Here is an 18,754-nt window from a genome sequence, read left to right on the forward strand (position 1 = left end):
CGAAGAGTTCGAGTCGCTAGTCAAACGGTATTTCGATTCATTCATGGGGACTTTTTTGACCGCCCCGACCGCATCGCAGGAACGACCGTCCTCCGATGCGCTTCTGCGCTCAGCCCAGATTTATTCGCTATGGGTTCGGGGTGACGCGTATCCTCACCAGTTTTTTGCGTACGCACAAGAGCTATACGGGCAGCACGATGCGTGGTTCGTCTCTCATCTCGGCTTTACTATTGCGGATGCTATCGCCATCATTCACTCGGTCACCGCAGAGTTGAACAGACGCGTGAACGCCTCCGCAGATCATGCACGGGAAACCGCGCCGCTCGCGGCAGAGGAATACTTGGAGGAAGCGGTATCTCGGCAGATTAGTCGCAGAGAGTTGGAGACGCGGATTGCGATTCAAATGCACTATGGGGCTGCGGTCACCCTGTTGCGATTTTCGCTTGATGACCTCATCGCCATATCCGGATTGACGGCAGAGGTCTGCGAAGCGTTCCTGCGACGAATGAGCCAACCGTTCGGCTATCGCAATCCAGGTTTCCCCGATACATTTGTCGATGCAACGAAGGCACCGTGGGATTACAACACTGTGGAAGAAAGACCCTTCATCGCGCACGGTGGTTACTGCTGGTTCTTTACCAATCCGATGGTCGCCTCCGTCCTGTTCCAGACGTTTTACTTCGACCTGATGGCGGACAAGGCATATCGTCCCACATTTGAAAAGTCGCGAGGAGATTTTGTAGAGCTAAAGGTTCGCGAGTATATGTTGAGAATCTTTCCTCAGCATATGGTTTTGAGCAATCCATGCTATCCCAACGGAGAAGAATTCTCGGATGTTGCGGTATTGCATGACGGCAAAATTTTGATCTTTCAATGCAAGGCTAAGGGTCTCACACGAGATGCCAGAGTCGGTGCAGACTTTGGTCAGCTGCGGTCCGATATGCAGGCCGCCATTCGGAGCGCATTCGATCAAGCCGTCCGCGCCAGGGTCTACATCCGCAGCACCGATCGACCGTCACTGAGGATGGATGGTCTAACCCTGAATATCGATGGCGAAATGATTACGGACATCTACCTGATAAACGTCACGATGATGCCGTTGCTGTCCTTTGTCTCACGATTCGAGAACATCGAAGAGGCACTCGGACTGTTTCCCGAGAAAGAATACCCCTTCTCCATTGGCCTCGGTGATTTGGACATTGTGACGCAGATACTCGGTACACCGCATTGCCCGTGATCGCAACCTTTCTTGGTTCCGGTCAGGAAGGCCGATTCCCGCAATGTATCGAGCAGGGACGCACGGGGGTCGATCCTCAGCGGGACGGTTTTATCATTGATCGTGAGTGGCGCAAGCTCACTGGCGAAGAACTGGCCCTATGCCGGCTACCACATTACGATCTTTTCTACCGGTGAAGAGGAAGCTCTTGAAGGTCCGAACGGTCTGGGTGGTTACGTGCAGTTCTATCCGGTCAACGCGCTCGCCGAAGCCGGTGCTCACGTCGATACATTCACGAACTGGCACTCCAATGTCGTTGTAGATCGCGAGCTCATCACCGGCCAGCAGCCAATGTCCGCCGACGAGTTTGGCAACACGCTGATTGCGAAACTTAACGGTTCCTCGCGCTAGACGAGGCGTGTGGTTCTCGTAACGCAGTGGTGAAGCAACGGACGGCGATCACCCCTGGTCGCCTTCCGCTGATTCATTTACGGGTCGCAGTCTTGTTTTAAATCGGTAGACATAATTGGCGCAGTCTGCAGACAACTCAAATCAAGATGGAGAGGGTAGACAGGATCTATGCGTAAGCAGATGAGCAAACAGACTACCAGGGAAAACCTCATTCAAGTTGGGCTTGGGATGGTCCGCTCTGCAGGATATTTCGCTACAGGAGTAAACCAGGTGTTATTGGCGGCCAAAGTTCCGAAGGGCTCCTTCTATCATCACTTCACGACAAAAGACGAGTTCATCCTTGAGGTCATCAAGCGGTACGCTGCAGGAGAGCAGGAACGTTGCGAAAGGCTGCTTGTTCATTCCAATCTCTCTCCGCTGAAAAAACTGCGTCGATACTTCAAAGATTTGATCGCTACTTATGGTGTTCGCGGTGGGCCGATCGCTGGCTGCCTCCTCGGCAATATGAGTATTGAGATTGCAGCTCAGAACCCGGAGATCCGAATGACCCTGGTCCAGGCCTTTGATGCTTGGGAGGATGCCATCGCAAGGACTCTTCGAGAGGCCATCGAGAAGGGGGAACTTCACTCTTCTGATGATCCGGAAAAACTTGCTGCTCTGCTGCTCAATGGCTGGGAAGGAGCGCAGGTGCGGGCGAAGGCATTGCAAAGCGACAAGCCCTTAATACTCTTTTTCGACAACGCGTTCAACGCTTTGCTGGAAGGATGAGAGAAATCACTGATCCTGCGCTTGTCCGGCTGCAAGAACATACTTTAACCGAGGTTAGATACGGTGGCGAGGGTCAAGATCGAGTCGTTAGGCCGACATCGTTGGCTCATCCAGACGGCAGTTAGATGTGGTCTCCTGGTGGCGATCTCGAACCTCCATTTCACTGCAGCGCGACTCATTTCACCCTTTGCTGCGCCCCTGACCCTCGAGAGAGCCTTGATCGATGCAGGTGTCTGCCCCGATCGTCGGTCCTCGGAAGTCCTCGACGTGGCCCGCAAACTATGTGACCCAAAGTTTTTCTCGGCGTTTTATACTGACTCTGCAGCGGATCGCCGTGCTCTCATGACAGCAGCTGACTCGGAGAAATAACTGCCCGGTTGAAGGTGACGAAATGATGCGGTCGCAGGGGGAGTACAAATAGCGTACCCCATAGATGTGAAAACATACCAAAATCTACTCCTCTATCCTACTTTTTGCGCTGTCTAAACTGTGTCTTTTCAGTAATATCCGCTGATTCCAGACGGCCTTAGAGCGATCGACAAAAGGCCCTGAAAAGGCCGGCGGCGGCGGTTTGATCCGATCTTTGCTTGGTAGCGGCGGTGAACTAGGCAGCAGGGCGCATCAAGCTCTATCTGAATGCCAAAGACGCAAGTTCGGCGCATTGCGAACCTACGCTACCATTTCTACCAGTGGTCTCCTGAAGGGGATAACCAGCAAGTTCGTATGGTTGCAGGCCCCTGCAACCGCACGAATTTGCCTGGGCGGTAGACTCAAGCCGTTTTCTTGACACTATCTGAATCCTGCCGCCTCGCATGTTTTTTCGAGGACGAAGCTCTCTTTTCCTGAAGCGGTTGAACTGGCTTCTTCCAAGCCAGCTTTACGGAAGCTGCAAGCTGTTCCTGCCGAGCTTTGCAGAACGGCGCGTAGTGCCGTTCGGTGATCTTCACACTTGAATGGCCCAACAGCAGTGACACCTGGTCAAGAGGCACACCCGCCAGCAGCAACTCCACGGCGAACGTGTCTCGGAACATATGAGGGTGGCAGCGCTTCGGAGTTCCATCGGGTTTCTGAATCTTCGCCAGCTTGAAGAGCTTCCAATAGGATCGCTGAAATGCCTTCGCTGCACTTCGCGGATCGCCATTGCCCGACCAGAAGAAGTAACTGGGATGCGAGTTGGGTAAGGCGCGCAGAGCATCGCCGACTTCGTTAGGGATGACGACGTTGACAGGCACGCCGGTCTTCGCGCGATAGAGGAAAATCTGATCGTCGCCATTCTCATTCTCCGAGAGCCGCTCTCGTTCCAGCGATGTGGCATCGAGGATAGCGAGTCCTGACCAGCGCATCAACAGCGTCAGCGCGAGGAGCCGCTGACCGCGATGCCGATTGTCGTTGCCGCCGCCGTATTCGTACTTCTCTGTGGCAGCGACGACCTTCTCGAATTCTTTGGGCAGGAAATAGTCGGTCGGTACGACATCCGGTGTCTTCGGCTTCTTGAGTGCATCCATCGGATTCTTGCGCCGCAGATCGTTCGCCACGCAGAAGGCGAAGAAGGAGTGCATCCGCTCATGCTTGCGGTGCGTGGTGACATCGCCATTATTCCAGGTGGAGCGGAACTCGGTCAGATCGACGGGCACAATTTGATCGATATGGACGAACTTGCGGGCTTCACAGAAGGGAAGGAACTGACGCTCGAAAAGGGTCCGCGACTTCTTGCGGGAGGAGTGCTCCAGGCCACGAGCTTCTTCGTCTTCGAGGAACATGCGAATAGCATCTTTAACTGTCGCACGACGGGGCTGCGCTTGATCCACGCGGGTGGGATCGGCCTCAGCTTCCTTCTTACGGGCGTTTCGTTCCGCCTGCTCCCAGCTTCGAGTGCCGGCAGACTCGCGGATGGCCTCTCCATTGGGCAGGACGCCACGGAGCCATTTGGGGCAACGGCAACGCCGCCATTGGGTATCGTCTGCGTGGCCGCAATCAGCGGCGTGGCGGGTATAGATATGGAGCATCGGAATCAACCTCCGTATAAAGAGGTTAACTCTGGTGGCGGTACAAAGTTGGTACAGTTCGCCCGTACCGCCTGTAAGTCTATGATTTGTAAGTAAATAAAATGGTGGCCAGAGACGGGATCGAACCGCCGACGCCGGCCTTTTCAGGGCCGCGCTCTACCACTGAGCTATCTGGCCTTGGCTGATGAGCAATGAAGCCAGTGCCACGGGGCCGCCAAGGTCGCCCGCGCACATTCTGCGTCTGTAAAACCAGCCTGCCTGTTGGGGAGAGGACAGAGTAGCTGACCGCTGTGCACGCAAGCGGCCCAAACGACTTGCTTAGTATAGCAACGGATCGCCTCGCCGCCAAACTCCGCCGGAATGTGCGGGAACCAGGATATCCGCAAAGCCGGTCGTCGGGTATGCTGAAGCCATCCGTTCCCAGGTCGCCGATCGCAACTCCGGCTTCATCACGTCTTCCCGCAAAAGGACATCTCATGCCTCGCGTCATCCGCCGCACCCTACTCTCTCTTGCGCTGGGAATCTCCGTCACCGGAATATCCGCCTTCGGCCAGAGCGCCGCATCCAGCCCCTCGGAGCAGAGGACCTCCCGTGCGCTCGAAGCAGCGCGCAAGAACCCGCTCGTTCTGCATGCCCTGATCGAGAAGATGCCAAAAGGCGCCGACCTGCATATGCACCTCTCGGGGGCCATCTATGCGGAGACCTTTCTTCGCGATGCCGCAGCCGACCTGTTGTGCGTAAACCTGGCGAAGATCAAGTTCGACAAGAACGTCGGCACGTCCAAGAGTCTTCCCGCGCAGGCGGTATGCGCGGAAGGCTCCGTGCCTGCGGCAGACGTATTCAAGAATCAGGAGCTCTACAAGTCGCTGATTGACACCTTCTCCATGCGGAGCTTCGTACCCGCCAGCGGCAGAAGCGGACACGATCAATTCTTCGATACCTTCGGACACTTTGGGGGAGTAGAGAAGAGCCATGTCGGCGAATGGCTCGATGAGGTCGCATCCCGCGCTGCGGCACAGAACGAGCAATACCTCGAGATCATGGAGACGCCCAGCTTCTCGGCAGCCGCGAAGCTGGGCTACCAGATCGGCTGGCCAGCACGTACTGCCTCGGCCCGTGTCAGCGCGGAGGACGACCTTACCGGAACATCTCCGGCCGAACTCAGCAAATTGCGCGATCAATTGCTCGCCGCCGGATTGCGAGATGAAGTGGCAACCGACCGCCGCGAGTACGCGGACGCTCTTGCCGACCGTAACCAGATCGAACACTGCAGCCAGTCCGACGCCAAAGGCGGGTGCTCGGTTGCGATCCGGTTCATCTTCCAGATACTCCGTTCTTTCCCGCCCCAACAGGTCTTTGCGCAGACACTTCTCGGCTTTGAGGTTGCATCGGTCGATCCCGACGTCGTTGGCCTCAACTTCGTTCAGCCGGAAGACGACTACATGGCGATGAGCGAGTATCACCGCCAGATGCGCATGCTGGATTACCTCCACTCCGTCTACCCCAAGGTGCACATCAGCCTGCACGCGGGGGAACTCGCGCCCGGCCTGGTGACGCCCGAGGGCCTTCGCTTCCATATCCGCGAGGCAATTGACCTTGGTCATGCGGAGCGTATCGGCCACGGAGTTGATGTCATGTATGAGGACGACCCACAGGCGCTGCTCAAGGAGATGGCAGACCGCCACGTGATGGCGGAGATCAACCTGACCTCGAACGACGGCATCCTCGGGGTGAAGGCTCCGTTTCATCCCCTCCCAAACTATCGTGCAGCTCATGTGCCGGTGGCGCTTTCAACGGACGACGAGGGCGTAAGTCGCATCGACATGACCCACGAGTACACCAGGGCAGTGATGGAATACGGCCTTACCTATCCGGAGTTGAAGGACATGGTTCGCACCGGGCTCGAACACAGCTTCCTCGCTGGCGAAAGCCTGTGGCAGCAGCAGGACCGCTTTACCTCGGTCAACACTGCCTGCGCAGGTCAACCGATTGGAGCTGACGAACCCAAGGGCAAGTGCGTGGAGTTCCTGAAGAACAGTGATAAGGCTATGCAGCAATGGCAACTGGAGCATCGTTTCCATATCTTCGAGTCAAACGTGCAGTAGTCTCCCGAATCGGTAGACGGACGTGCACACAGTCCAACCTGCTGGAAACAGAGACAGCCTGGTACCTACTTATGAAAATGTTTTTCGCCATCGTTGCGGAGTTTGCGCTGTTTCTTCTGCTGGATGTAATTGGCGGCGTTTTTTACCATCCCTTTCACATAGAGACTATGCTGTCCGGCGCGAGAAGTTTCGCCTGGGATGGCATCCTCTTCATGCTGCTTGCATGGTCGCTGCTGCTCCTGGTGGGTGCGGCGCGCAAGCGGTTCGCGGCGTCAGCCGTACCTCTTTCAATTGCCCTGGTACTGGCGACGGCCACTGGATACGTCCTCAAGGTCGGCTTTGCAACCCATCAATGGTGACTTATCGACGAGTGTTGACCTTGAAGTTGCAGACCCCGTATTCGTCCGTAAGAGCAGCAGATAGACGATAATAGGGTCAAGTCAGCCCCAGAACCCCGAAAGGATATGTCGATCCCCATGGACACACCCGCGGCGTTACTCCCTGAAGCAACGATCGTTGACGGTCTGGCCCTGCCGCTCGATGTCGCACTGTGCGTTGACCTCGATGGCACCCTCGTGAAATCCGACACTCTGGTCGACTCCACCCTGGCGCTGGCACGTCAGAAGCCGCAAGCCCTTCTCCAGTTGCCGGGATGGCTGATGCAAGGCAAGGCCGCTCTGAAGAAGCACATCACCTCGGCCGTTACGCTTGACGTCACGCATCTTCCCTACAATCGCGAACTGATTCAGTTCCTCGAACAGGAGCACGCGACCGGAAGAGCGATCTACCTGGCCACCGCTGCGGACAAGGCGCTCGCCGAGCGCGTCGCGGATCATCTGGGCCTCTTCGCTGGCGTTCTCGCATCCGACGGAGCAGTAAATCTCGCCGGCAAGAACAAGCTGGCCGCCTTCCGTGATCGTTTCGGCGACAACTTCTGCTACATCGGCAACGCTTCGCCGGATATTCCGCTGCTGACCCACTGCCAGGCGCCCATGGTGGCCAATCCGACGGCTGGGCTGAAGGCAGGACTACGCAGTGCGAAGGTCACACCCGTTCGCAGCTTCATCGATAAAGTCTCCACGCTGAAGGCGTGGCTGAAGGCTATACGGCTCCATCAGTGGTCGAAGAACATCCTTATCTTCCTGCCGTTGTTGCTTGCGCACCGCTGGAATGCTGGTCTGATCTCCGGCACGCTCGTTGCCTTCCTAAGCTTTGGACTCTGCGCATCCGCTACCTACATTGTTAATGACCTGCTGGATATCGAAGCCGACCGTAAGCATCTGAAGAAGCGTCGTCGCCCCTTCGCGTCCGGAGACCTCTCCGCGATCAAGGGAGTAGCCGTTGTCGTGCTGTTTCTCTTAGCAGCCTTCACCCTCGCTTTCCTGTTACCCAACATCGTTACCCTGGTCGATCCGGCGCAAACACTGACAGCCCCGTACAAGTTCGCAATGTGGCTGTGCATCTACGCGGTCACAACGTCGGCGTACTCTTTCTCTCTGAAACGCATGGTGCTGGTTGATGTCATTGTGCTCTCTGGCCTCTACACGATCCGCATCATTGCCGGAGCGGCTGCGACGGGCATTCCCATTTCTCCGTGGCTGGCGGCGTTCAGCATCTTCTTCTTCCTCTCGCTCGCCTTCGTCAAACGCTTTGCGGAACTCGAAAGTCTCAGGCTTCGCGGCGCAGCCCCGGCGAACGGTCGCGGCTACCTGATCTCCGATATCGAACAGCTTCGCAGCTTCGGCTCTGCGAGTGGCTACGTCTCAGTCTTCGTCCTGACACAGTACATCTCCGGCCTGAACGCAGAGCCGCTCTACTCCCACACCACGCGGCTGTGGCTGTTGCTGCCTGTTTTGCTGTTGTGGATCAGTCGCCTCTGGCTGCTCGCGTCCCGTGGCGAACTCGATGAAGATCCGGTCGTCTATGCGATCACGGACAAACGGAGTCTCATGCTGGGCATCCTGGTCGTCATCATCGTGTTCTCGGCGTTATAGGTCTGCTTCAAGCGACGCTGTAACCGGGGTGCAGCAGGGCGTTCGATCCCTGCTGACTCAGGAAGCAGACCTCCAGCCGAATGCCAATAATCTGCCGAAGCTCGCTGCTTCCCTTCAGGTGCAGTCTGCAGGTGCAGAGGTCAGTGAACGCAAGATGGTTCGCCCGGGTCAGCTCCACACCCGACGCGATAACGCCAGCGTAGAGATCCAGCACGAACCGCAGTTCAATCTCCAGCGTGAACTCGTAGTTCGTGCTGGAGATGGGCCTCCGATCAATGACCCACCCACCGGAGGTCACCAGGCTACGATTCAGGGTGCGGAGCAGGCCCTCACTCGGTTCATAGCTGTAGCCCTGGATATCAAGAACCTGCATTCTCTGTGCTTCCTTCCCGGCTCTATCTGCTTAGCCGTTAGACTGTTCATCGGACCCCGGCGCGGTCTGCGTGAAGCTGCTTTCAGGTACATAGGTCACATGGCAGATCAGGTAACGCAAACTTCGTAAGGCGGGAGAGACAAAATGGTGGTTGGTCTAGGCTCCGATCTTATCGAGATCGCGCGCGTGGCGAGAAGTATCGACCGATTCGGCACACGCTTCCTGCGCCGAGTCTTCACCCCCGATGAGATCGCATACTGCCAAAGGAAGCGCAATGCCGCTGAAAGCTTCGCCGCACGCTTTGCGGCCAAGGAGGCAGGTGCAAAAGCGCTTGGCACCGGCATCAGCCATGGCATCTCCTGGCCGGAGATTGAAGTCCGCAGGGAGCCGAGCGGCAAGCCCACCCTGCATTGGACTGGGCGTGCCCGCGAGCGCGCTCTGAAACTAGGCGTGCGTACCGCGGCGCTGACCCTCACCCACAGCCGCGACGTAGCAATGGCAGTGGTAGTACTCGAAGACTGAGCATCCTCTCCTCCTTCATCCACTACGCCGCATCCACACTTTTGAAACCTCCACCCAGATTTCGGCATCCATACTCGGATGACGCGCGCAGTTGAACCTCCTCCAGGATGTCGGGATACTCGTGTATCCTCGCTGGAAAGACGAAACTTCCATCGCACGATTCAGACACGATCAAAGTGTGCTCAGGACGACTTTGATCGGACATTCGAAGCATCGCTGATCGCGGCGAAAGCTGTGAGTACGATTTCGCTTTCGGACGCAGACCGCAGCAGGATATAAGGGGAGATATGCCAAGCCAGCAGGAAGTTCGATGGTCACAATTGAAGGTTGGCGTGATCGTCCTCATCGCTGTCGTCATCCTTACGACGCTGCTCTTTCTGATAACCAGCTCGTCCGGGCTTGGAGTCTTCTCGCACAAGCTGACGATCACCACTTACTTTGAAAACTCCGCAGCCCTCAAGGTCGGAGCGCCCGTAAATCTGCAAGGCGTCACCATCGGCACGGTGAAGGCTGTCACCGTCGTCACCGACCCTCAACGTCACCTGACGCCGGTTGAGGTCGTGATGAAGATCGATGGCAAATATCAGAAGGGCCTGCACAAGGATTCAAAGGCCGCACTCTCCACGCTTGGCGTCCTGGGAGACACCGTTGTCGACATCAATAGCCAGTACGCGACGGGTGCACTGCTCCAGGACGGCGATGAACTAAAGACACTCGAAACACCCAGCCTCACGGACGTCGTGAAGGCGAGCCAGGGGACGCTCGAGAGCCTCAACGTCATCCTCGCCAAGGCAAACAACATCGTCGACAATCTCCAGTCCGGCAAGGGATCGATCGGCATGCTCATCAACGACCCCGGTCTGTACAACAGAGCGAACGCCACCGTGAGTGAGCTGAACACGCTCACGAACAACTTGAACCAGGGGCGCGGCACCATCGGCAAGCTGGTTAGCGACGACGCTCTCTACAATCGGCTCAACGCCACGCTGGGCAAGCTCGACAACATCGTCTCGGGTCTCGACAAGGGTCAGGGCACAGCCGGCAAGCTGCTCAAGGATGAGACCCTCTACAACAACCTGAACACTACGCTCGTCCACGCCAACTCCATTATGGCGGACGCCGACGCGGGCAAGGGCGCTCTTGGCCTGATGTTGAAAGACCCGAAGTTCCGCAGTGATCTTAGCGATACGCTGACTCAGGTCAACACGCTTGTAGCCGGTGTCAGTAGCGGCAAGGGTACGCTCGGCAAACTCGCCACCGACGACCAGGCTTATACCAACCTGAACAAGTTGCTCTCCGAGAGCACCAACCTTGTCACCACCATCCGCAAGGACCCCAAGAAGTATCTGACCATTCACCTGAAGATCTTCTAAGGTAGTCGCTTTAGACTGTTCGAATCGGCGCAAGGGCTCCCCTTGCGCCGATTCATTTCTGTGTCGGGAAACTTTTCCCGAGGCGGGAATCGTCTCCAGAGAGCTACCCGCACTCAAAATACCGGCCTCCCGATTGGGTTGGAAGATTATGCTTTCATCACGCCCCGCCGAACCGGAACAGCGCTGCGGCTAACTTCAGGAGATTCATGCGAATTCAGAGTATCCCCTCTCTTCTTGTCCTTTCAGGCAGCCTTCTGGCCGCAACCTGCCAGAGCCAGTCCCTTGTCTCCGCCCCGGAGATCATCTTCGATACTCCCTCCGGCCCGTCCTCGGAACCCCGGAAGCCGGTCAGCTTCGACCTCTCCGCGATCGACAAGACCGCAGACCCCTGCACGAACTTCTATCAGTACGCCTGCGGCAACTGGATGAAGAACAACCCTATTCCCTCTGACCAGGTTCGCTGGGGTCGCTTCAATGAGCTTTCAGAGCGCAACATCTATCTGCTCTACTCAGATCTCAAGTCCGCCGCGGATGCCCCAAAGACCCCTCTGCAGAAGAAGTACGGCGACTACTTCGCCGCCTGCATGAACGTCGATCTCGCCGATCAGCTTGGCGCGAAGGCTCTTGCGCCCGAACTCGCTGTCATCGAGAAGCTGGGAGACAAGAAGCAGCTCGCGGCGCTGAACCTCGAACTTGAGCACAAGTTCGGCGACGGCCATCTTCTCAACCTCGGTGTCCAGCAGGACCAGATCGACTCTTCGAAGCAGATCCTTGGCACCGGCCAGGGTGGCCTCACCCTTCCCGACCGCGATTACTACCTCACCGATGACGACCGCTCGAAGACCATCCGCGAACAGTACGTCGCCCATGCAACCAAGATGTTCGTGCTTCTCGGCGACACCCCCGAGAAGGCAGCTACCGAAGCTGCCGACGTCATGCGCATCGAGACCGCCCTCGCCACTGGCTCCATGCCTCGGGTCGAGATGCGCGACCCCGCCAAGCGATACCACATTATGACCATCGCTGAGGTCTCCGCACTCTCACCGGATTACAACTGGAAGCAGTTCCTCGACGGCGTAGGCGTTGGCCAGGCTACGACCCTCAACGTCGCCTCGCCCGGCTACGTAAAGACGGTCAACGCCGAGATTGAAGCCGAGCCCATCTCCGCCATCAAGAGCTACTTCCGCTGGCATGCGCTGCACGGCGCGGCCCCCTATCTTTCCGCGCCCTTCATCGACGAAAACTTCGCCTTCTTCAATCAGACTCTAAACGGCCAGAAGGAGCAGCAGCCCCGCTGGAAACGTTGTACGCGTCTAACCGATGCGGCGCTTGGCGAAGCAGTCGGCCAGGACTGGGTCAAGCAGAACTTCCCGCCTGACGCCAAGGCCAGCATGGAGAAGCTCGTTGCCGCGCTTGAAAAGGCCCTCGGCGAAGACATTCAGTCCCTCGATTGGATGAGCGACGCCACCAAGAAAGAAGCCGAGGCCAAGCTCGGGACCATCCAGCAGAAGATCGGCTACCCCAAGAACTGGCGCGACTACAGCACCCTGACCGTCCGTCGCGAAGACCTGCTTGGGAACCTGCAACGAAATGACATCTTCGAGTCGAAGCGCAATCTCTCCAAGCTGGGCAAGCCGGTCGACAACATGGAGTGGGGCATGACACCGCCTACCGTCAACGCCTACTACAACCCGCCGCAGAACAACATCAACTTCCCTGCTGGAATCCTCCAGCCCCCCTTCTACTCAAACTCCATCGATCCAGCGGTCAACTTCGGCGGCATCGGCGTCGTCATTGGCCACGAGATGACCCACGGCTTCGACGACCAGGGTTCGAAGTATGACCTCCACGGAAACGTCCGTACCTGGTTCACGCCAGAAGACCTCACGCAGTTCCAGGCTAAAACCGGATGCATCGCCGACGAGTACTCAGGCTTCGAAGTCGCCCCTGGGCAGAAACTCAACGGCAAGCTGACGCTTGGCGAAAACACTGCGGACAACGGCGGCATTCGCATCGCCTTCCAGGCCCTGCAGGAGACTCTCGCCAACGATCCCACCGCACTTGCTGGTTACTCAGACGGGAAGAAGGATGACTTCACCCCGGCTCAGCGTTTCTTCATCGGCTTTGGCCAGGTCTGGTGTACCAATCAGACCGAGCAGTCCGCCCGCGTCCTCGCCAAGACCGATCCCCACAGCACTGGCGAGTGGCGCACCAACGGCACGGTGCAGAACTTCGATCAGTTTGGTAAGGCCTTCGGGTGCAAGGTCGGCCAGCCCATGATGCCTGCCAGCTCCTGCCGGGTCTGGTAGCTCGCTACACCTCCTCCGCACCGCAATCGATTCACAAGAGGCCGGGCCATGCGCCCGGCCTTTCTCTTTCTATCTCGACCCGCTAACGGTTCTATAGAAAGAAACGTCTGTTCCTTTGCAAACCAGCGGACAATCTAGCCCTCCGGGTGGCATAAACTCGCGTCACCTTCTACAATTGGCCAAGGATCGTATCCCTACAGAATTGCTCGCAGCAAAGTGGTGGCGCACTCCGGCCACTCGCGAGGATTAAGGAAGCGCATGACGTTGAGCAGGATTGGCCGGATTTCAATGGCCTTGTTGGTTTCGGTAGCAATGGGTCTGGGTATGACCTCATGTGGAGGCGGTACTGTCGGCTTCATGTGGGTTCTGGGTACGCAGTACAACCAGATCGGTGGATTCAAGATCGACAACTTCACCGGCAATCTCACCGGCACGGTTGGATCGCCTTACTCATCAGGCGGGACCAATCCAGTGATGCTTGCGCTTAAGTCCGGTGGCCGCTATCTCTACGTGCTGAATGGTGGAAACTCGACCACCGCCGGCAACATCGCGCTCTTCAGCGTCGGCGGCGATGGAGTCCTCAGCTATCAGCAGTCCTACTCCAGCCAGGGCACCAGCCCGGTTTGGATCGCGACCGACAGCACGGGTAACTACCTCTTCGTGCTCGATCAGAAGGCCCCTGACTACAACGCGGATGCGACCAAGGGCACAATCGATCTGAATGGTTCGATCACTGCGTTCTCGCTTGATCCGAACACCGGCCGCCCATCCTTGATCACGAACGCACAGGTCAAGGACGCTAACGGTACCCAGCTCACCTACTTCGAGGTTGGCAATCATCCGACGCAGATGCGTGCTTCCTCAAGCTGCATCTACACGCTCGATTCGGGCGACCAGACCATCTTCCCCTACGCTCTCAGCTCCTCAAACGGTCAGCTGACTCAGCCCACGAATTCTACTCTGGCGCTTCCCACTACGAACGCCACTTCGGTTAACGTGAACGGAAGCTACATCTACGTGACGGACGCCGGTTCGACGACCGGCGGAACCGGGACGATCCTCCCATACACGGCGGGATCTAACTGCTCGCTCTCGACTGTGAACACAGGATCGGTTCCAAACCTATCCGGCGCGAGCTACCCGTTCCAAACGATCAGCACAACCGATAACTTCCTCTACGTGTTGAACCACTCGACCCAGAACACGAACTTCACCAACAGCTCTGTCTCGGCATTCAACATCATTTCGAACGGCAGCTTGACTCCGGTTGGCGACAACTTGAACCCCTATTCGGTGGGCTCTGGTCCGGTCTGCATGGCGATTGATCCGACCGCACAGTACCTCTACACGTCGGACTCGGCTTCAAACACGGTCACAGGCAAGCGGATTAGCCACAAGACAGGCGCTCTCAGCGCTCTGGATCGTGGTTCCACCTTCCCCACCGTGGGTTCGCCGACTTGCTTTGTTATCAGTAGCTTCACAGGATACTAAACTTGCAATCGCGAAACGTAAGAGTCGGCGGCGTCGAAATGTTCGACGCCGCCCCTCTGCTTCTGGGTCAGCCAGTCCAGTAAGTAGAAAGAAAGTCTTAAGCATCTTTCGCGGGCTAAGCTCGCACCGGAGTCAAGGAAATACATGAAGTCAGTAAGCAACATAAGCCGTGGGCAGGACTCGCAATCGCCCAGCAAGAAAGGCTGGCTACCCAAAGCCGCATGCGCCGCAACTCTTGCGCTCAGCCTCGGCCTCACCGCCTGCAGCCACGATTACTCGCTTGCATGGGTCTACGCGCCCTCGGCCAGCCTTACTTCTGGCCTCATCAACGCGTACCGCGTCGACTTCCAGAACGGCCAGCTCACTCTCCTGCCTGACTCGCCTATTCCATCGGGCGGACGCAAGCCCTCAGGGCTGGTAGCGTTGCCGAACCACAAGGCTATCTTCGTCATCAACCACGACGATAGCAACGTTGTTCAGTTCGAGATTGGTACAGACGGGAAGCTCTACCCCACGAATACTTACGATATCGCGTCTCAAAGCGCCGTTGGCAGCTTCCCTACGGCACTCGCTGTCTCCGCTGACGGCAAATTTCTCTACGTGACTTACACGTATCAGCAGGGCTATACCACCGCCAGCCCCGGGCCGGGCGGAATCATCGTCTTCACCATCAAGAGCGATGACAGCCTAGTTCCGATACCGGTCCCATCGGCGACGACTGCCGACGTTCCGCCCACTCCGCAATACTTTCCAATTGGCCGTGCTCCCGTCGGAATCGTGACCAGCCCTACTCCCGGCTTCGTTTATGTCATAGCCCAGGACTCAGCCGCCGTCGGCTCCGGAGCAACACAGACATCAAACCTCTTCGCCTTCACCGCTGATGCGTCTACAGGAGCTCTCACCCTCCAGGCTGGACAGACCATCAATGCCGGGAACGTTCCCTCACTTGGCCTGCCATCCGGCACCACCCCAAGCGGGATTATTGAAGACCAGACAGGCACCCATCTTTACATCGCTGACGGCACTGCCAATACGGTGATCAGCTACTCGATCGCGAACGGTCTTCCGGCACAGATTTCTGGCGGAACGGCGACTACCGGGGCCGGTCCCCGCGGATTGGCCTTCGACCCCACCGGCAAATTCCTCTTCGTGGCAAACTACGACGGCACTATTGGCGAGTACACCTTCGGATCCAATGGCGCACCGGTCCTCTCCACCTCCGCCGCCAGCACAAATGCGGGCAGCGGAACCACCTGCGTGACGGTCGAACCCACGCGGGGCATCTACCTGTACGCCTCCGGCTCCCTCAGCAACAACGTCTTCGGCGAAGAGATCGAGCCCAGTACTGGAGCTCTGAAGCCCATCTTCCACTCGCCCTATGAGGCGTCCACTTTGCCTGTCTGCGCGATCACGGTTCCAAACCCGACAGCGGGACAGTAGCTTCAACCAGCCGTTCTAGTAGGATCGAAGCATGCAAACCGGCAGGCTCAAAGGTCAATTTCTCAGACGCAGGCCATCGGTTTCGTAGAGTTTTACAAAGATATTTTCAAAGGGGGCCAACGGCCCCTTGGATAAAGGAAGCGCATGTACTTTCAGAAGACGGGCCAGACCAAGTCCAGCACCAGGACCACAGATACAGTCTCCCGAGCCATCAAGACCGTCGCTTCGATTGCCTCTCTCTCGGTGGCATTCGGCCTGACCGCCTGCACCCGCGACTACACGCTCGCTTATCTCTACGTCACCACGGCAAGCAGCTCGCCTGGCGTCATCAACCAGTACGCGGTGGACTACCAGTCCGGCGCTCTGGTCCAGATCGGTGACGTCAAGAACCCTCCGACGGCCGGCAAGAATCCCGTTGCGTCTGTTGCCACCCCGAACGCCAAGTTCATCTATGTCGTCAACCAGGGCGATTCGAACGTGCAGGAGTTCGCGGTAGGCAGTGATGGTACGCTTACCTCGAAGGGCACCTTTGCGACGACCGGTAACACTCCTACCGCGATTGCGATCGATACCGCTGGCAAGTTCCTCTTTGTCACGTGCAAGTATCAGGGCACAAATACTTCGGGCGCTGGCGCAGTGAGCGTCTTCTCCATCGGCAGCGATAACAGCCTCGGAACCGCGGTCAATGTAAACACCGCTAACAACCCCGTCTCGGTCGCGATTGCTAACTTCAATCCGACGGTCTATGTCGTCTCGCAGGACCCGACCACACCGCAGATCATCGCCTTCACGGAGGACACCTCCACCGGCGCGCTGACACCGGTTGCCGGAACGACTGCAACCGCCGGGTTTGCCGCTGGCGTCCAGCCCAGCGCAATCGCCGAAGATCCCACCGGCCGGTTCGTCTACGTGACCGACAGAGCCGCGAATCAGTTGATCGGCTACACCGTACTCAGCGGCGGCGTGCTCCTGCCCATGGTCAATGGTCCGTTCGCTACCGGACTCTTCCCTGTTGCCCTGTTGGTCGATCCCCGCGGCGAGTACATCTATGTCTCAAACTACAACTCGAAGACGATCAGCGCCTACGCCTTGAACGTCTCGAACGGCACCCCGTCAGGAGTTGCCGGGACCAGCGCCACCACCGGAACCGGACCGAACGCCATCGCGCTTGATCCCGCTCTCGGTATCTACCTCTACACATCCAATACGCAGGAAGCGTCCGTCAGCGGATTACAGTTGAATCCAAGTACCGGGGCTCTCGCCGGCATTCAGAACACGCCTTACCCCTCAGCCGGTTCACCGACCAGCGTTGTCATCGTGGCCAACGGATCGCATCCGACTCAGGTGCTGGAACGATAGATCGACCTGCAGAAAAGAATCGGTAAAGTGAATGGCCCCGCAACCCGCGGGGCCATTCACTTTTAAGAGGACTCTCCAGTCAGCTCAGACAGCATGTCTTTCGGGCCCAAGGCCTGGTCTACACCAACCTTCGGCGCAGCCAAGAATGCAGGCGGTGACGAATATAAAGGTTTGAAGGCCCGAGCTATCCTTAACGCTGGCTGGGAGACAACTCGGCGAATGTGCCTTCGGCAGCGTCCTTCTTCACTAGAGCTTCCTTGCGTCCGAGATGGCGCAGGATTAGCTTCCGCGCCGGCACTTCCACGAAACTATGCGCCGCAAGTGCCAGCACGACTACAGCCACGTAGGAGAGCCATGGATCGAGCGCCTCAAGGTGCAGCTTCTGCGAGATATGGCTGGACTGGATCAGCATGAGCGCATTGAAGTGAAGAAGATAGAGGCAGAAGGTGGCTCGCCCCACGTAAACCAGCGGCGGGAACGCGAACAGACTGGCAACCGGATTCGCCCCGCTCAGCCCCACGGTCAGCGCGGCGAAGAGAGGCATCAGCAGCCCACCATGCAACAGCACATACGGCAGCGACGGCAAAAAGACATAGAGAGCCGCACCTATGGCTGCCAGTGCCAGCACCGCAATTCCGGTCCGTTCGCGCCCTCGCAACTTCAAGACGGACTGCAACTGTCCTAGCGTCAGACCACACAGAAAAGTGCAAATATAAGAGGGTGGCGTGTACTTGAGTATCCGGATGAGATGGGTTGCCGTGTACCGGTCGGCAGGCGCGGCAAGGTGATCCGGATTTAAAGTCAGATACAGGACATGCGGCACCATCCCCACCAGCCATAGCCCAAGAAACAGGGCGATCAACTTCCAGGGCTGTCGCGGCAGCGAAACCCGAATCAGGTAAGGGAACGCCAGGTAAAGCATCATCTCGCAGGACAGCGTCCAGGCCACCGTGTTCCAGAAGGTAGCAAGATTTGGCAGCCACCCCTGCAGCAAAAGCGGTGTCAGAAAAACTCCCTGCCAGAACTCCGTGTGCGAGCGGGCGCTCCACTCGCTAACCAGCATCTGAAAGGAGAGCGCCAGCGCCAGCAGGTAGACCGGATAGAGCCGCGAAAACCGAGCCAACCAGAACTCGCGCTTATTCATACCTACGCGGTCGGCGTAGTTGTACGAAAGAATGTAGCCCGACATCAGGAAGAAAAAGCCGACGAAGATGTATCCGTTCTCGATAATGGGCGCGACGGCTGCCATATGCGGCGGCGTGAAGTGAAAGAAGACGATCGAGAGAGCCAGAAGGGTCCGAAGTCCGGTCAATGCCGGCAGGGAGGGCTTGCGGATTGCTGAGGCGGAGCTCAAGTTCTGCTGCTCGTTTCCATATTTACGGGAAAT

The 18,754-nt window shown here is 57.5% G+C and carries 15 protein-coding genes and 1 tRNA gene; 12 read left to right on the forward strand and 4 right to left on the reverse strand.

What is annotated here, in order from left to right; all coding sequences use genetic code 11:
• The first annotated feature begins 55 nt into the window (after positions 1–55).
• The 3 genes from HDF16_RS05505 (at position 56) to HDF16_RS05515 (ending at position 2,395) form a co-directional block, all read left to right on the forward strand.
• Positions 56–1,237 (forward strand): hypothetical protein, encoded by a 1,182-nt coding sequence (locus HDF16_RS05505; RefSeq protein WP_184214370.1) that lies wholly within the window; start codon positions 56–58, stop codon positions 1,235–1,237.
• 102 nt (positions 1,238–1,339) lie between these two features.
• The gene (locus HDF16_RS05510; RefSeq protein WP_221312555.1) at positions 1,340–1,627 is read left to right on the forward strand and encodes a hypothetical protein; all 288 of its coding nucleotides are present in this window, start codon (positions 1,340–1,342) and stop codon (positions 1,625–1,627) included.
• A gap of 168 nt (positions 1,628–1,795) precedes the next feature.
• Positions 1,796–2,395 carry a TetR family transcriptional regulator C-terminal domain-containing protein gene (locus HDF16_RS05515; RefSeq protein WP_246408776.1) on the forward strand — a complete coding sequence of 200 codons (600 nt, stop codon included), beginning with the start codon at positions 1,796–1,798 and terminating at the stop codon, positions 2,393–2,395.
• Positions 2,396–3,165: 770 nt separating this feature from the next.
• Here HDF16_RS05515 and HDF16_RS05520 read toward each other — a convergent pair.
• On the reverse strand, positions 3,166–4,401 hold the full coding sequence (locus HDF16_RS05520) for a tyrosine-type recombinase/integrase (protein ID WP_184214372.1): 1,236 nt from the start codon (positions 4,399–4,401) through the stop codon (positions 3,166–3,168).
• Positions 4,402–4,503: 102 nt separating this feature from the next.
• A tRNA-Phe gene (locus HDF16_RS05525) sits at positions 4,504–4,578 on the reverse strand.
• Between the two features lie 299 nt (positions 4,579–4,877).
• Here HDF16_RS05525 and HDF16_RS05530 point away from each other — a divergent pair.
• The 3 genes from HDF16_RS05530 (at position 4,878) to HDF16_RS05540 (ending at position 8,500) form a co-directional block, all read left to right on the forward strand.
• Positions 4,878–6,506, forward strand: a complete 1,629-nt coding sequence (locus tag HDF16_RS05530; RefSeq protein WP_184214374.1) for an adenosine deaminase family protein — start codon at positions 4,878–4,880, stop codon at positions 6,504–6,506.
• 71 nt (positions 6,507–6,577) lie between these two features.
• Positions 6,578–6,865, forward strand: a complete 288-nt coding sequence (locus HDF16_RS05535) for a hypothetical protein (protein WP_184214376.1) — start codon at positions 6,578–6,580, stop codon at positions 6,863–6,865.
• A gap of 117 nt (positions 6,866–6,982) precedes the next feature.
• Positions 6,983–8,500: a UbiA family prenyltransferase gene (locus HDF16_RS05540; RefSeq protein ID WP_184214378.1), complete on the forward strand. Its 1,518-nt coding sequence runs from the start codon at positions 6,983–6,985 to the stop codon at positions 8,498–8,500.
• A gap of 7 nt (positions 8,501–8,507) precedes the next feature.
• Here HDF16_RS05540 and HDF16_RS05545 read toward each other — a convergent pair whose 3' ends face one another.
• Positions 8,508–8,873, reverse strand: coding sequence for a hypothetical protein (locus HDF16_RS05545; protein ID WP_184214380.1), 366 nt, complete (start codon positions 8,871–8,873; stop codon positions 8,508–8,510).
• Positions 8,874–9,017: 144 nt separating this feature from the next.
• Between HDF16_RS05545 and acpS the strand changes: the two genes are divergently transcribed.
• The 6 genes from acpS (at position 9,018) to HDF16_RS05575 (ending at position 17,367) form a co-directional block, all read left to right on the forward strand.
• Positions 9,018–9,395 carry a holo-ACP synthase gene (gene acpS, locus HDF16_RS05550; RefSeq protein WP_184214382.1) on the forward strand — a complete coding sequence of 126 codons (378 nt, stop codon included), beginning with the start codon at positions 9,018–9,020 and terminating at the stop codon, positions 9,393–9,395.
• Positions 9,396–9,682: 287 nt separating this feature from the next.
• Entirely contained in the window at positions 9,683–10,768 is a 1,086-nt protein-coding gene (locus tag HDF16_RS05555; protein WP_184214384.1) for an MlaD family protein, read from the forward strand.
• Between the two features lie 206 nt (positions 10,769–10,974).
• On the forward strand, positions 10,975–13,077 hold the full coding sequence (locus HDF16_RS05560; RefSeq protein WP_184214386.1) for a M13 family metallopeptidase: 2,103 nt from the start codon (positions 10,975–10,977) through the stop codon (positions 13,075–13,077).
• Between the two features lie 288 nt (positions 13,078–13,365).
• Positions 13,366–14,568 carry a lactonase family protein gene (locus tag HDF16_RS05565; protein ID WP_221312556.1) on the forward strand — a complete coding sequence of 401 codons (1,203 nt, stop codon included), beginning with the start codon at positions 13,366–13,368 and terminating at the stop codon, positions 14,566–14,568.
• Between the two features lie 144 nt (positions 14,569–14,712).
• Positions 14,713–16,008 carry a lactonase family protein gene (locus HDF16_RS05570; RefSeq protein WP_184214390.1) on the forward strand — a complete coding sequence of 432 codons (1,296 nt, stop codon included), beginning with the start codon at positions 14,713–14,715 and terminating at the stop codon, positions 16,006–16,008.
• A 144-nt stretch (positions 16,009–16,152) separates the two neighbouring features.
• Positions 16,153–17,367 carry a lactonase family protein gene (locus HDF16_RS05575; protein ID WP_184214392.1) on the forward strand — a complete coding sequence of 405 codons (1,215 nt, stop codon included), beginning with the start codon at positions 16,153–16,155 and terminating at the stop codon, positions 17,365–17,367.
• Between the two features lie 190 nt (positions 17,368–17,557).
• Here HDF16_RS05575 and HDF16_RS05580 read toward each other — a convergent pair whose 3' ends face one another.
• Positions 17,558–18,721, reverse strand: coding sequence for an acyltransferase family protein (locus HDF16_RS05580; protein ID WP_184214394.1), 1,164 nt, complete (start codon positions 18,719–18,721; stop codon positions 17,558–17,560).
• Positions 18,722–18,754: the final 33 nt, after the last annotated feature.

The sequence above is a fragment of the Granulicella aggregans genome, from assembly GCF_014203275.1.
Taxonomy (GTDB): Bacteria; Acidobacteriota; Terriglobia; order Terriglobales; family Acidobacteriaceae; genus Edaphobacter.

What these genes read in the sequence shown, in the direction of transcription:
- acpS (WP_184214382.1), top strand. Translation starts at nt 9,018, where the DNA reads ATGGTGGTTGGTCTAGGCTCCGATCTTATCGAGATCGCGCGCGTGGCG.
- HDF16_RS05545 (WP_184214380.1), bottom strand. Translation starts at nt 8,873, where the DNA reads ATGCAGGTTCTTGATATCCAGGGCTACAGCTATGAACCGAGTGAGGGC.
- HDF16_RS05535 (WP_184214376.1), top strand. Translation starts at nt 6,578, where the DNA reads ATGAAAATGTTTTTCGCCATCGTTGCGGAGTTTGCGCTGTTTCTTCTG.
- HDF16_RS05540 (WP_184214378.1), top strand. Translation starts at nt 6,983, where the DNA reads ATGGACACACCCGCGGCGTTACTCCCTGAAGCAACGATCGTTGACGGT.
- HDF16_RS05565 (WP_221312556.1), top strand. Translation starts at nt 13,366, where the DNA reads ATGGCCTTGTTGGTTTCGGTAGCAATGGGTCTGGGTATGACCTCATGT.
- HDF16_RS05575 (WP_184214392.1), top strand. Translation starts at nt 16,153, where the DNA reads ATGTACTTTCAGAAGACGGGCCAGACCAAGTCCAGCACCAGGACCACA.
- HDF16_RS05555 (WP_184214384.1), top strand. Translation starts at nt 9,683, where the DNA reads ATGCCAAGCCAGCAGGAAGTTCGATGGTCACAATTGAAGGTTGGCGTG.
- HDF16_RS05560 (WP_184214386.1), top strand. Translation starts at nt 10,975, where the DNA reads ATGCGAATTCAGAGTATCCCCTCTCTTCTTGTCCTTTCAGGCAGCCTT.
- HDF16_RS05520 (WP_184214372.1), bottom strand. Translation starts at nt 4,401, where the DNA reads ATGCTCCATATCTATACCCGCCACGCCGCTGATTGCGGCCACGCAGAC.
- HDF16_RS05530 (WP_184214374.1), top strand. Translation starts at nt 4,878, where the DNA reads ATGCCTCGCGTCATCCGCCGCACCCTACTCTCTCTTGCGCTGGGAATC.
- HDF16_RS05515 (WP_246408776.1), top strand. Translation starts at nt 1,796, where the DNA reads ATGCGTAAGCAGATGAGCAAACAGACTACCAGGGAAAACCTCATTCAA.
- HDF16_RS05570 (WP_184214390.1), top strand. Translation starts at nt 14,713, where the DNA reads ATGAAGTCAGTAAGCAACATAAGCCGTGGGCAGGACTCGCAATCGCCC.